The sequence below is a fragment of the Phytohabitans maris genome, from assembly GCF_031085175.1.
GTDB lineage: Bacteria > Actinomycetota > Actinomycetes > Mycobacteriales > Micromonosporaceae > Phytohabitans > Phytohabitans maris.
This window is the reverse complement of record NZ_JAVHUY010000013.1, coordinates 165,633-178,284: the sequence shown is the minus strand read 5'-3', so window position 1 is coordinate 178,284 and position 12,652 is coordinate 165,633. Positions and strand designations below refer to the sequence as shown.

The window sequence follows — 12,652 nt, the reverse complement described above, 5'->3', positions numbered from 1 at the left end:
AACGTCAGCCCTTGCTGGCGCCGGCGGAGAGGCCGGCGACAAGGCGGCGTTCGAAGAGGACGAAGGCGATGATCATCGGCAGCAGGGTGACCATGACCGCGGCGGTCAGCTGACCCCACACCGTCCCGTACTGGGTGAGGTAGGTGTAGAGGCCGACCGAGATGAGCCGCAGGTCCGAGTCGCTGACGAAGGTGCTGGCGATGAGGTAGTCGTTCCAGACGTAGACGAACGTGATGATGGCGGCCGCGCCGATGCCCGGCTTGGCCAGCGGCAGGATCAGCCGCACGAACGCGCCGAACGTGGTGGTGCCGTCGACGCGGCCGGCCTCCTCGATGTCCGCCGGGATGGACTCGAAGAAGCCGCGGAGGATCCAGATGATCGTCGGGACCTGCCAGGCCGCGTAGATGACGATCATGACGAAGAACGTGTCGTACACGCTCAGCTTCACGGCGAGGTAGTAGAGCGGGACGAGGACCGCGATGCCCGGCACCATCGAGGTCATCAGGATGAAGAAGAGCAGGCCGCCCTTGCCGCGGAAGCGGTAGCGCGCGGCCGAGTACGCCGCCGGCACCGCGATGAGCAGCGTGACGGCGACCGTGATGATGCTGACGATGACGCTGTTGAGCAGGTTGCGCGGGATCTGCGAGTCGAAGAGGACCGCGTGGTAGTTGTCGAACGTGAAGTGCTCCGGGATCCACCGCACCGGTGTGGCCAGTACGGTGGCCTCCGGTTTGAACGATGTGGACAGTCCCCATAGGAGCGGGAAGACGGCGAACACCGCGCCCGCCACCAGCCCGGCGTAGATGCCGGCTTGGCGCAGCCTGGCCGGGCGCTTGACCCGGGTCGCGTCAGCTGTCACTGCTCCCCCTCAGTACCCGGATGTAGGCGATGCCGAAGACGATGTTGAGAGCGAAGAGCACGACCGAGTAGGCGGCGCCGACGCCGATCTTGAAGAACTGGAACGACTGCAGGAACGCGTCGAGGCTCAGCACCTGGGTGCCGGAGAAGGGGCCGCCGCCGGTGAGCGTGTAGACCAGCGTGACCATGTTGAAGTAGAGCAGCGTCAGCATGATCACCAAGATCAGCAGCGTCGACCTGATCGTCGGCACCACGATCCGGTAGAACGACTGGGTGGGGGAACAGCCGTCCACTCTGGAGGCTTCCACCGTCTCCTGTGGAACCGTCTGCAGTGCCGCCAGACAGAGGATGGTCGCCAGCGGGTAGCTGATCCAGACGTTGACGAGGATCAGGGCCGCCATCGAACCGATCGGGTCGGCTAGCGGCTCGCGCCCGCCGAAGAGGCTGTGCAGCGGGCCGTACTGGCCGTTGAGCAGCCACTTCCACAGCAGCGCCGCGACCGTCTGCGAAACCACCCAGGGCAGCAGGATCACCACGCGGAACGCCCGTATGTAGCGGACCGGCTTGTTGAGCAGCACGGCCAGGCCGAGACCGAGCGGCACCGCCACGACGAGAGAAATGACCACGTACGCGAAGGTGCGGGCGATGTCGCCCCAGCCGTCCGGACCGAGTACCGTGGCGAAGTTGTCCCAGCCGACGAACTCGACCGTGCGCAGGCCTCGCGTCCGGTAGAGGCTGAGCCGTACCGCCCAGGCGATCGGGATCACCGAGACGAGCGCGACCAGCACCAGGGCCGGCACGTACAGCCCGACCGGGCCGTAGCGGCGGCGGCCCTTCCGCGGCCGTGGAGGTGCCTCGGGCGGCGCGGCGCGTACCGGCGGCGGAGCGGTCACCGTCATCGCGTCGATTCCAGGTCGTCGACGTCGACGTCGAGCAGCCGGCACACCGCGCGCAGCTCCTCGGTCCAGTCGCCGGGAATGGCGTGGATGTGGTTGGCACCGAAGCGGTCGAGGAATGCCTCCGCCGGCGCGTCGAACCGGCTGAACGCGTGCGGCCACTCGTACGTGGAGGCGCGCGCCAGCCGCTCGTGCGTCTCGTGGCCGAGGTCGACGAAGCGGCCCTTGGTCAGCTGCAACCGGTACCGGTGGTCGAGCCGGCTCAGCCGCGCGAACGTGGCCTCGCCGGCAGCCGCGATGTGGTGCACGGACGCGCCGCCGGCCGGGAAGAAGAACACCTCGGGGTAGAGGTGGGTCTTCGCGAGGTTTTCCAGCGGGTCGTCGCTGCGCGCCGCGTACCAGGTGGCGTGCTGCCCAGAATTGGCCAGGTCCCAGACGTCGAGGTCGCCGTGGTAGTGCCGGACGTCGGCGAAGAGCACCGGCAGCCCGGAGAGCAGCTTCATGATCTGCATGGTCAGCGCGCCGTCCATATCGGACTCGGTGCTGCAGACGAAGGTCTCCTTGGGCCCGTCCCAGTCGTACGGGTCGTTGAGGAAAGCCTCGGTGACGTCCATGGTGGCGAAGTGGTTGGTGAGCTCGGGCTGGCCCTTGATGCCGGCGAAGTCGAGGTGCCACTCGTCGATCAGCTCGCGGACCGCGTAGTACGACCGGATCTGCCGGCCGAGCGTCTCGGGGGTGAGCTTGTCACCGTCGTAGTGCACGCCGGCGGCGTGCTTCTCCAGCCAGGCGCGCGCGGTGGCGACCCTGCTCTCGTCGACGAGCTCGGCCCGCCGGACGATCTCCCACTGGTCGATCTCCTCGACGTCGACACCGAACGTGTCGATCCAGACCTCGGGAGAGCTGGCCGCCGTGTACATGCCCATGGGTCGGCCGCCGATCCGGCCGAAGGTGCTGCCGCGCAGTCCGCTGACGGCGGCCGCGGCGGTCACCGTCGTCTGGAGGCGCCGGCGTACCGCCGGGTCGGTCGCGTCGCCGGTGATCCGGGTGTGCTGGCGGCCGATCTGGTCGAGGGCGCCGCCGGCGGCGAGCAGGCCCACCATGCCGGGCTGCACCGGGTCGATGGTCGAGGCGAGCAGCAGCGGGCCCGTCGTCGCGGTCGCCGCGAGCATCGTGAAGTGGGGGAACGCCCACACCGGGTAGTGGAAGACGGTCAGATCGGGGCCGGCCGCCGCGACCCGCCGCGCTTCCGCGACCGCGATCTCGTTGCTGGTCACCGGCTGCGCGCCGGCGACGACCGTGTGCCCGGCCGTCTCGAACGCCTGCCGCAGCAGGCCCTCCTTCTGCCGGCAGAAGTCATCGATGTCGGCGGCGACGAAGTCGCGCCCGTCGGAGAACGTCAGCAGGGAGATCGTGGCCATAGGGTGTACCTCCTGGTGCACCGGCGGTATGATTTGCTGAAATCGATTTCAGATCGGTTTCGCAAATGCTAACGCTGGTGGCGCCACATCTGTCAACCCCTTGAGTCCGGGAGCTTCTCGGTGGCCAACATCTACGACGTCGCGAAGGCGGCCGGTGTGTCGCCGGCGACCGTGTCCCGCGTGCTCAACGGCGCGCGGGTCACCCCCGACCGCGAGGCTCGCGTCCGGGCCGCCTGCGCTGAGCTGGGGTTCAAGCCTAACCGGGTGGCCCGTGGCCTGCGCCGGCAGAGCAGCGACGTGCTCGGGTTGATCATCGCCGACATCGAAAACCCGTTCTTCACCGCGCTCGCCCGGGGCGTCGAGGACGTGGCCCGCACGGCGGCGCTGTCGGTCGTGCTGTGCAACGCCGACGACGACCCGGAGAAGGAGGCGGCGTACCTCGACGTGGCCCTGGCGGAGCACATGGCCGGTGTGATCATCTCGCCCGCCTCGATGACCGAAACCGATGTCACCCAGCTGATCGGCAAGGGCATCCCAGTCGTGGCCATCGACCACTCACCCGAGTCCGCGCAGGTCGACACCGTCGCCTCGGACGACGAGCGCGGGGCGTACGCGGCCACCAGCCACCTGATCGACGAAGGCTACCGCCGGATCGCCTGCATCACCGGCCCGCGCGAGTCGTGGGCGGCGGTGCAGCGGCTGCGCGGCTTCCTGCGCGCCCACCGCGAGTCCGACCCGCCGCGCCGGCGCCCCGCCGTGAAGTACGCGGACTTCCGCGTCCGCGGCGGCTACCGGGCGATGGCCGAGCTACTGGACTCGGCAAACCCGCCGGACGCGGTGATGGTGACCAACAACCTGATGGCGGCGGGCGCGCTCGAGGCGATGTACGACCGGGAGCTGCGCCCGCCGGCGATCGGCGTGGCGGCCTTCGGCGACGCCTTCTGGTCACACCTGGTGCGGCCGTCGCTGAGCAGCGTGCACCAGCCCGCCTACGACATCGGGCGCTCCGCTGCCGAGCTCGTGCTCAAGCGCCGCGGAAACCCCGACCTCGACCCTCAGACCGTAGTGCTCCCCACCCGCCTCGAGATCCGTGACAGCTCCCGCCGCCCGTCCTGACGCCCTCGTCCAGGAGAATCTGGGCTACCGCGACGTCCGCGGTGGTCCGGAAGCCCACGATCTCCCCCGGCCCCTGGCGGGGAGCCGGCGGCCGTGACCCCCTCTCCACAGCGCCGTCGCCGGGGCGGATGTGTGCGCGCGGGAAGCTCTCGAGCTGCCCCGTCTGTGCGTGCACACCCCGGCAGCCGGCGAGCGCCGGGGTGGGCTTGCCCCGCGGAGCCGGCAGCGGAGGCCGGGGATCTCGGCGAGCGCCAGCTCGCCGCCGGCCGCAGCGGTGCCCGCGGGAAAGCACCCCAAGAAAACGCTCCGCTGCGCTCCACGTTTCCCCGGGGACCCCGCGCAAACGGTCCGCAGCTGGCGCGGACCGGGGCAAATCATGTCTGAAAGAGACGTTGAGACACGCCCGACCCTGATCCGGAAGCTCTCCTAGACAGTCCTTATGCGGGCCTCGCCGATGTCCACGCCGCTGCCACGGAGTGCGGCCTTCAGGCGGTCGGGGGCGGCCGCGGTCAGCTCGCGCAGCTGGTCGAGCTCGGCCACCAGGCGCTCGACGGCGGCCGTGTGGCCGCCCTGGGCAGCCGCGAAGAGGTCGACCAGCAGCGCCGGGCGGACCGAGGCGTTGCCGGAGACGACCGCCGTGCCGCCGGCCTCGGCGAACGGGACGATCAGCGCGTCGTTGCCGCTCATCACGGTGAGCTTGCCGAGCAGGTCGAGATAGGGCTCCACCTCGGCGAACGTGGCGACGCTAAGCTTCACGCCGGCCAGGTTGGGCACGTCGAGCAGCCCGCGGAAGGTCGCCGGCGCGATCCGGGTGCCGGACGCTTCCGGGTAGTTGTAGACGTGGAACGGCAGGGTCGGCACGGCGGCGGCCACGTCCCGGAAGTACGCCTCCACCGCGGCCGGCTGGACCGGATGGAAGTAGGGCGTGATCGCGGTGAGCGCGTCCGCGCCGGCCTCGGCCGCACGGGCCGCCAGGCGGCACGCCTCCGCCGGTGCCGCGTGGCCGACGTGGGCGATCACCGGCACTCGGCCGGCGACCGCGCGGGCGAAGGCGCCGACCGCCTCGATCCGCTCGTCGCTGGTCATCGTCACGAACTCGCCCGTCGTGCCGCCGACCATGAGGCCGCCGACGCTCGCGTCGAGCAGGTAGTCGACGTAGGGCGGGATGCGGCGGGCGTCGAGCGCGCCCTGCTCGTCGAACGGGGTCAGGGCGGCGACCACCACGCCGTCGATCATTCGTTGCCTCCGCGGTCTTGCTACTGAAATCGGTTTCTGTGATCGTAGACCGAGAGCGGCGGGCAACGTCAAGCCTGGCCACGGCGCGTGAGCGGAGGCACGATGAGCGCACTCTTCCTGGGCATCGACGTCGGCACGTCGAGCACGAAGGGTGTCCTCGTGCGCCCCGACGGAGAGATCGTCGCCAGCGCGAGCCGGGCGCACGAGTTCGACCTGCCCCGCCCCGGCTGGGCCGAGCACGACGCCGACCAGATCTGGTGGGGCGATTTCGTCGCGATCGCCAGATCGCTCACCGCGCCCCTCGCCGAGCCGGTCACCGCCGTCGGCGTCAGCGGGATCGGGCCGGTCCTGCAGCCGACCGACGAGCGCGACCGCCCGCTCCGCCCGGCCATCCTCTACGGCATCGACACCCGCGCCGGACAGGAGATCGACGAACTCAACGCCGAGCTCGGCGCCGACGCCATCGCCGAGCGGGCCGGCGCCCCGCTGACCTCCCAGGCGATCGGCCCCAAGCTGCGCTGGCTGCGCCGCCACGAGCCCGAGGTCTGGCGCCGTACCCGCCGGATCCACATGGCCAACTCCTACCTGGTGCGGCGACTCACCGGCGAGTACGTGCTGGACCACCACTCGGCCAGCCAGGCCATACCCCTCTACGACAGCCGCAAGCTGGACTGGGCGGACGGCTGGGCCGCCGCGATCGCCGAGCACATCGAACTGCCCCGCCTCGCCTGGCCAGCCGAGACCGCGGGCCTCGTGACCGCCACGGCGGCGGCCGAGACCGGCATCCCGGCCGGTACGCCGGTCACCACCGGCACGATCGACGCCTGGACCGAGGCGCTCAGCGTCGGCGTGCGCCGACCTGGCGACGTGATGCTGATGTACGGCACCACGATGTTCATCATCGCCGCGCTTGACGCCCGCCGGGTCAGCCCGCCGCTGTGGGGCACGGTCGGCACGTTTCCCGGGACGTTCAGCCTGGCGGCCGGCATGGCCACCTCCGGCGCGACCGCCGACTGGGTGCGGCGGCTGGCCGGCCAGCCCGACTTCGCCGGTCTCGCCGCGGAGGCCGGCCAGTCACCGCCGGGCGCCAACGGGCTGCTCATGCTGCCCTACCTGGCCGGCGAGCGCAGCCCGCTCTTCGACCCCGACGCGCGTGGCATCCTGGCCGGCCTCACCCTGCGGCACGGCCGCGGCGACGTCTACCGGGCCGCGCTGGAGGCCACCGCGTACGGCGTACGGCACAACCTCGAATCCTTCGCCGAGGCGGGCGCCGAGCCGCGGCGGCTCGTCGCGGTCGGCGGCGGCACCACCGGCGGCCTCTGGACGCGGATCGTCTCCGACGTCCTCCAGCGGCCGCAGTCGCTGTGCGCCACGCCGATCGGCGCCTGCCTGGGCGCCGCATACCTGGCCGCACTCACCGCCGGCGCCGACGTGGACATCGACGCGTGGAACCCCGTGGTCACACTGGTCGAGCCCGACCCGGCCCACGCCGCCGTCTACGACGAGGGTTACGCCCTCTACCGCCGCCTCTACCACGACACCGTCGACATCGCTCACGCGCTCGCCGCCCGCCAGGTCTAGGAAACCCCGCGCGGGTCTGCGCAGACCTGGGCGATGGCCGCTGGCCGTCTCGAGCGATCCGACGCCGAAAGAAGTTTTGGGCTACCGCGACGCCCGCGGTGGTCCGGACCGTTGTGCGGGGCCTGGGGAAACGTGGAGCGTCCTCTTCGGGTGCACGATCTCACCCCAGCCCTTGCCGGGAGCCCTGTCTGTGCGGGCAATCCGCAGCTCCCACGCACACGCCCGGGAGGGCTTGTGTCGCGGAGCCGGCAGCGGAGGCCGGGGATCTCGGCGAGCGCCAGCTCGCCGCCGGCCGCAGCGGTGCCCGCGGGAAAGCACCCCAAGAAAACGCTCCGCTGCGCTCCACGTTTCCCCGGGGACCCCGCGCAAACGGTCAGCAGCTGAGGCGGACCGGGGCAATTGATGAACGGGCTCGGGGCCAGGCTCCCGCCGGACCCGACCACGCTCGGGGACCTCCTGCGCCGCTTCGCCGAGGCCGACGTCGTCGCGTTGACGGATGCGACGGGACGATCGGCCCCCCACCCGGCTGTTTCAGCCGCCCATGGCGGCACGTTCCTTCGCGCTGCGTTCGACGCAGAACTCGTTTCCCTCCGGGTCGGCCAGCACCGCCCACCCCGTACCGTCCGAGTTGCGATGGTCGGCAATCAGCGCAGCGCCCAAGCCAAGAAGCCGCTCGACCTCCTCGTCACGCGTACGGTCAGTCGGCTGCAGATCCAGGTGCACCCTGTTTTTCGCGGCCTTTCCTTCCGGAACGCGTTGAAACAGCATGCCGCCTTCGATCACGTCCGCCCCGGAGAGCAGTACGCACTCCTCCTCCCCCGGCTTGTTGTCCGGGTCGTGACGCAATCCGAGGGCCTCCGCCCAAAAGCTCGCCACCGTGAACGGATCGGCACAGTCGAAGTCGACCCACCGCACTCTCGAAGCCATGGGCCCAACTTTCTCATGCTCCTCCCAGCTCGAACGCGTCGATAACCAGCCGCGCTTCGGCCGCAGTCAACTCTCCAGGGCGGCGACGCCGGCGTTCGACAGCCGCGCACGTGGTCATGTCACCCGGCCGGTTCGATACGTAGGACGGCGACGGTGTCGCCGATCTCGACGACCTCCAGGCTCATAACGTCGTTGACGGTCGCGACGGTGCCCACCTCGCAGCTCATCCGGACACCGCCACCCCCCTGCGACGACACACCGCCGCCACCGGAACACCCCGAAATGCTGTAACCCGACCCGGTCACCGGAGCGACCATCTCGACCGCGGTGGCGGTGATCGCCGTAACCTCGATCGGCCCGAGGCCAAACCTCTCCGGCACGGTCACCACATCGCCCACCGCGACCTCGATCTGGCACGACCCGTCAGCACACGGCCCAGCCGGTGAAGGCGACGCCGTGGCCACCTGCGCGGAAGCCGCCGTGCCATCGGACCCGGACGCATCCGAAGAACCCGCCGAACACGACGTGAGGGCAGCCGACACAACAACGACGACAGCGGTAGACGATGTTCTGCGCATCACGGGAGCCATGCAACCCCACCCCAACCGGGACCCCTCCCCGCAGGACCGACCGGCGACAACGCCACGTGATACTCCATTCGCGACAGCCGGGTAACCGTCGTCCAGCAGCTCCAGTCCAGCGCGCCTGCCCGGCATCGCCAGTCCGCGGACCGGTGGGGCGTGAGCACGTGCACCATCTCGGCCACGGCTCGTTCAACGTCCTGGCCATGCATCGAGCGCATATCTGAGGAGCTTTCCAGATCCTGCCCGGCCGAGCGGCACCCACGACGTCAATGCGCTGATCAGTCGTTACGGAAAGTCACTTAACGCCGTGGCTGGCGACCGCCGGTGGGCCGATTATCGGGAAGACCATCCGTGATTGCGCCGTCCGCCGGCCGGTCGCCGCGAGCCGAGGGCGAGTGCCGGGCGCCCGGTGACCATACGCAGCACCGACTTGCCGACATTGCTCAGACGGCAGCAGGCCAGCCCGGCTCACGGTTCGCGCCAGCTCGCGCACGGCGCGCCTGAACCGTGTTCGGGACGCGTCTGGGCCCTGCGTTTTCGTGTGGGCGATACTGGGATCGAACCAGTGACCTCTTCGGTGTGAACGAAGCGCTCTCCCGCTGAGCTAATCGCCCTCAGCGCGCACGACTGTACCCGATCCGCTCCCCGGCGCGCACCTCAGCCCCCGCGCGTCGCGCGCGAACCCGCCGCGGCGAGCCACAAACGGAGCCGCGACGGCCAGGAAGCGACGCGCCAGAAACCGCGCCGCGACGGGCCCGGAAGCGACACGCCAGAAGCATCGGCCGCGACGGGCCAGGAGGCGACGGGCCAGGAAGCAAGCGGCCCGACGGGCCAGGAGCCGGGAGGAGCAACCCCGTCAGAAGCGGGTCAGTGCCTCGTCCACCAGGTTGACGCCGAAGCTCAGCCAGACCGAGATCCACACGACCGCGCCGACGAAGAGCATGCCGAACAGGCCTATCGCTATGCGGACGGTCCAGGACTGGCGGGTCACCCAGTGTGTCCACATGCGAAGGTAGCGGCGGGTGAACGTGAGCAGGCGCCGGGCCCAGGAGAACTCGATCGCCCAGATGCCGAGTCCACCCAGGACGATCAGCCAACCGGGGCCGGGCAACGGGATCAGCAGCGCGCCGACCGCGACCACCAGCAGTCCGGCGAGGCCCACCGCGACCTTCAGTACCAGGCGGCCGGTGGGGTTGGCGCGGATGACCTCCAGCGTGGTACTTATCCGGGCGCGCCAGCTGGGCTTGTGGAGCAGGCCCGCGTCGACACCGTCGCCGCTAGGCGACCGCGGGCTGTCACCTGAAGGCGTCGGGTCGCCGCCCGACCTTCCTGTGGCGTCCACCACGTCTGTCCCCGTCATCGCCGGTCCACCCCCCGGAACCACGGCCGGGCGCCCATACCGTCACCCAGTATGGCCTCTTTTGGGGCCATTTCGCCTCCGCAGTCTCGTCCCGCCCGTCACTCATCCGGACCACTGGACGTTACCGGAGTGAGTCGACGTCTGAGCCACACCCGACGCCGGGCGGCAACCACCACGAAAAAAGAACCGGACATCCTATCCGAAAGCGGTTCAATCTTGTGGCAAATCGGGGCCGTCTTCCCACTACTGGGTGAGATCAGCGTATGGCGGAGCGTAATCAGGAGTATCCACTGAGTATGGGAGACGCGGGGCAAATGCGTCCCGCAGCGGTGCCGGGGGGAGATCGTCCATGAGTGCCATCCGACCGACGACCGTAGAGGTCGAGACGTCACTGCGGCTCGTCGCACCGGATGCGACGGCGCTGCCGGTACGGGCCAGCTTGCGCTACGACCCGGCCGATCCATATGCGGTCCACGTCCTGTTCCACGCCGAATCGGCGGGGGGTGAGGCGGTCAGCTGGTCCTTCGCGCGCGAGCTGCTCGTCACGGGGCTGGACGAGCCGGCCGGGATCGGCGACGTGCGGGTGTGGCCCTGGGCCACGCCGCGCGGGGACTTCGTCGCGCTGGCGCTGTCGTCACCCGACGGCAACGCGCTTTTCGAGGTGCCGCGCAGCGTGCTGGTGCGGTTCCTGCGGCGGACCTACGTCGTGGTGCCGCGCGGTCGCGAGACCGACCACCTCGACGTCGACGCGGCGGTCAACCGCCTGCTGGCCGGCCGCTGACAGACAGCGGGGGCGCCGGCGCCGACGCGCCGAGCAGACACCGAAACCCAAGCGCCGCGCGGAGCTGCCGACTCCGCGCGGCGCGGTCGTCTCCCAGCCTGGGTACCGGTGCCAAGACATCGACGTTCCCCTCTTGTGACCCGGTTAACACCTACGCTACCGTTCAGTAACATCTTCGTGGTGGCGCCACCGCGGCTCGCTCGCCGGACCCGGCCGTCCTCCGGGTCCGGCCAGTCCCCCGCGAGGTCACCATGGCGCTCTCCAGGCACGAGCTCGCCACGCCCCGGCGAGCAAGACCGGCACGAGGCAGCAGACCGGCACCGGCCACCGCAGCCCGAGCTAGCACGGCACCGGTCCGGCTCCTCACCGCCGTACTCGGAATCTTGATCCTGCTCGCCGCGGCGCCGGCTCCCGCGCACGCGGCCGCGACCACCGCGTTCCGTGCGGTCGATCTTCCGGCGCGCGACGGCGCGCTCCTGAAGGCGAACCTCGTCTCCCCCACCACGCCGGGCCCGCACCCGGCGATCGTCTTCATCTCGAGCTGGGGGCTGAACGACGCGGAGTACCTGGCCCAGGCGCGTTCGCTCGCCGCGGCCGGCTACGTGGTCCTCTCCTACACGGCCCGCGGCTTCTGGTCCTCGGGCGGGCAGATCGACACGGCCGGGCCGAAGGACATCGCCGACGTCTCCGCCGCGATCGACTGGCTGGACGCCAACACGACGGCCGACCCGGCGCGGGTGGGGCTGGGCGGCGTCTCGTACGGCGCCGGCATCAGCCTCATCGCGGCCGGCCAGGACCCGCGGGTCCGCGCGGTGGTCGCCCTTTCCGGGTGGAGTGACCTGGTCGAGTCGCTGTACGCGGGGCAGACCCGCCACCCGCAGGCGGTGTGGCTGCTGCAGGCGACCGCCGAGCTGCTCGGGCGGCCGAGCGCCGAGTTCGAGGGGATCGTCGCCGACTACTTCGCCAACCGGAACGTCGACGGCATCGCCGCGTGGGGCCGGATCCGCTCGGCCGAGGCGTACCTGGACGGCCTGCGCGCCAACCGGCCGGCGGTCCTGCTCGCCAACGCGTACGGCGACTCGATCTTCGGCCCCAACCAGCTCGTCGACTTCTTCGGCGACCTGCCCGGTCCGAAGCGGCTGGAGCTCTCCCCCGGCGACCACGCGATCCCGGAGCTCACCGGGCTGGCCGGCCTGCCGAACGAGGTGTGGGCGAGCGCCCGCCAGTGGTTCGACGAGCATCTGCGGGGCGGACCGGCGGGCGGCGCGCCGGTGGTGCTGCGGGTGCGCGGCGGCGGAGTCGAGTCGTACGCGGACTGGGCGGACGTGACCGGCTCGACCACCCGCTACCCGCTCTCCGCGGCGACCTTCCGGGCGAACGGTGACACGGTCGCGAACGCCGGTGTCGTGCTGCTGACCAACGGCCTCGAAGCGCTCACCGGCATACCACCGCTGGCCTGGCTCCCCGCCGTGGACCGGTCACGCGCGGCGGTGTGGCAGACCGGACTGCTGCCCGGTGGCGTGGCGGTGCGCGGCATCCCCCGGGTACACCTCACGGTCACGCCGGGCGCCGGGACCGGGACGGTCGTCGCCTACCTGTACGACGTGGACCTGCTCGGCACGGGCCGGCTGGTGACGCACGCGCCGTACACGTGGCTGTCGGGCGGGCAGCAGGTGATCGACCTGGCGCTGCCGGCGACCGCCTGGAACGTGCCGGCCGGCCACCGGCTCGCGCTCGTCGTCGACACCGAGGACCCGCTGTACCTCGACGCCAACCCGCGCGGGGCGGCGATCGCGGTCAGCGGGTCGAGCTGGGTGGACGTGCCGTCGCGCTGAGCAACCGGCAGCTTCTCCATCAGGACGTGCGAGGTCACGCGGCTGCGGCTACGGTCGGTG

General features: G+C 70.8%; 11 protein-coding genes and 1 tRNA gene. 4 read left to right on the top strand and 8 right to left on the bottom strand.

All coding sequences use genetic code 11. The features are described 5' to 3' along the window. Positions 1–4: 4 nt before the first annotated feature. Genes RB614_RS16175 through RB614_RS16165 form a run of 3 tightly spaced genes read right to left on the bottom strand, consistent with a single transcriptional unit; the run spans position 5 to position 3,172 of the window. Positions 5–859 carry a carbohydrate ABC transporter permease gene (locus RB614_RS16175; protein ID WP_308713316.1) on the bottom strand — a complete coding sequence of 285 codons (855 nt, stop codon included), beginning with the start codon at positions 857–859 and terminating at the stop codon, positions 5–7. Then, positions 849–1,757: a carbohydrate ABC transporter permease gene (locus tag RB614_RS16170; protein ID WP_308713315.1), complete on the bottom strand. Its 909-nt coding sequence runs from the start codon at positions 1,755–1,757 to the stop codon at positions 849–851. Before RB614_RS16170 ends, RB614_RS16175 begins: the two co-directional genes overlap by 11 nt. Then, complete coding sequence (locus RB614_RS16165) at positions 1,754–3,172, bottom strand: L-fucose/L-arabinose isomerase family protein (protein ID WP_308713314.1); 1,419 nt, start codon at positions 3,170–3,172, stop codon at positions 1,754–1,756. The genes RB614_RS16170 and RB614_RS16165 overlap by 4 nt, the downstream gene beginning before the upstream one ends. Positions 3,173–3,292: 120 nt before the next feature. Here RB614_RS16165 and RB614_RS16160 point away from each other — a divergent pair, with 120 nt between their 5' ends. Beyond that, entirely contained in the window at positions 3,293–4,288 is a 996-nt protein-coding gene (locus tag RB614_RS16160) for a LacI family DNA-binding transcriptional regulator (RefSeq protein ID WP_308713313.1), read from the top strand. Positions 4,289–4,714: 426 nt separating this feature from the next. Here the strand turns inward: RB614_RS16160 and RB614_RS16155 are convergent, their stop codons facing one another. Next, the gene (locus RB614_RS16155) at positions 4,715–5,524 is read right to left on the bottom strand and encodes a dihydrodipicolinate synthase family protein (protein ID WP_308713312.1); all 810 of its coding nucleotides are present in this window, start codon (positions 5,522–5,524) and stop codon (positions 4,715–4,717) included. 102 nt (positions 5,525–5,626) lie between these two features. Here RB614_RS16155 and RB614_RS16150 point away from each other — a divergent pair, with 102 nt between their 5' ends. Beyond that, entirely contained in the window at positions 5,627–7,105 is a 1,479-nt protein-coding gene (locus RB614_RS16150) for an FGGY-family carbohydrate kinase (protein ID WP_308713311.1), read from the top strand. A gap of 531 nt (positions 7,106–7,636) precedes the next feature. On the opposite strand, the gene RB614_RS16145 is transcribed toward RB614_RS16150, so the two are convergent. The 4 genes from RB614_RS16145 to RB614_RS16130 all read right to left on the bottom strand — a co-directional run bounded on the left by RB614_RS16145 (position 7,637) and on the right by RB614_RS16130 (position 9,976). Continuing rightward, positions 7,637–8,032, bottom strand: coding sequence for a VOC family protein (locus RB614_RS16145; RefSeq protein WP_308713310.1), 396 nt, complete (start codon positions 8,030–8,032; stop codon positions 7,637–7,639). A gap of 119 nt (positions 8,033–8,151) precedes the next feature. Continuing rightward, entirely contained in the window at positions 8,152–8,430 is a 279-nt protein-coding gene (locus tag RB614_RS16140; RefSeq protein WP_308713309.1) for a hypothetical protein, read from the bottom strand. A gap of 728 nt (positions 8,431–9,158) precedes the next feature. Beyond that, a tRNA-Val gene (locus tag RB614_RS16135) sits at positions 9,159–9,230 on the bottom strand. 242 nt (positions 9,231–9,472) lie between these two features. Next, the gene (locus RB614_RS16130) at positions 9,473–9,976 is read right to left on the bottom strand and encodes a TIGR02611 family protein (protein ID WP_308713308.1); all 504 of its coding nucleotides are present in this window, start codon (positions 9,974–9,976) and stop codon (positions 9,473–9,475) included. A gap of 349 nt (positions 9,977–10,325) precedes the next feature. Here RB614_RS16130 and RB614_RS16125 point away from each other — a divergent pair, with 349 nt between their 5' ends. Continuing rightward, positions 10,326–10,757: an SsgA family sporulation/cell division regulator gene (locus RB614_RS16125; protein WP_173032702.1), complete on the top strand. Its 432-nt coding sequence runs from the start codon at positions 10,326–10,328 to the stop codon at positions 10,755–10,757. Between the two features lie 383 nt (positions 10,758–11,140). Beyond that, complete coding sequence (locus RB614_RS16120; protein ID WP_308713307.1) at positions 11,141–12,592, top strand: CocE/NonD family hydrolase; 1,452 nt, start codon at positions 11,141–11,143, stop codon at positions 12,590–12,592. The last annotated feature ends 60 nt before the right edge of the window (positions 12,593–12,652 follow it).

Bases quoted from the DNA above. Each gene is read 5' to 3' on its own strand.
- RB614_RS16170 (WP_308713315.1), bottom strand. From the start codon at position 1,757: ATGACGGTGACCGCTCCGCCGCCGGTACGCGCCGCGCCGCCCGAGGCA.
- RB614_RS16150 (WP_308713311.1), top strand. From the start codon at position 5,627: ATGAGCGCACTCTTCCTGGGCATCGACGTCGGCACGTCGAGCACGAAG.
- RB614_RS16165 (WP_308713314.1), bottom strand. From the start codon at position 3,172: ATGGCCACGATCTCCCTGCTGACGTTCTCCGACGGGCGCGACTTCGTC.
- RB614_RS16155 (WP_308713312.1), bottom strand. From the start codon at position 5,524: ATGATCGACGGCGTGGTGGTCGCCGCCCTGACCCCGTTCGACGAGCAG.
- RB614_RS16125 (WP_173032702.1), top strand. From the start codon at position 10,326: ATGAGTGCCATCCGACCGACGACCGTAGAGGTCGAGACGTCACTGCGG.
- RB614_RS16145 (WP_308713310.1), bottom strand. From the start codon at position 8,032: ATGGCTTCGAGAGTGCGGTGGGTCGACTTCGACTGTGCCGATCCGTTC.
- RB614_RS16130 (WP_308713308.1), bottom strand. From the start codon at position 9,976: ATGACGGGGACAGACGTGGTGGACGCCACAGGAAGGTCGGGCGGCGAC.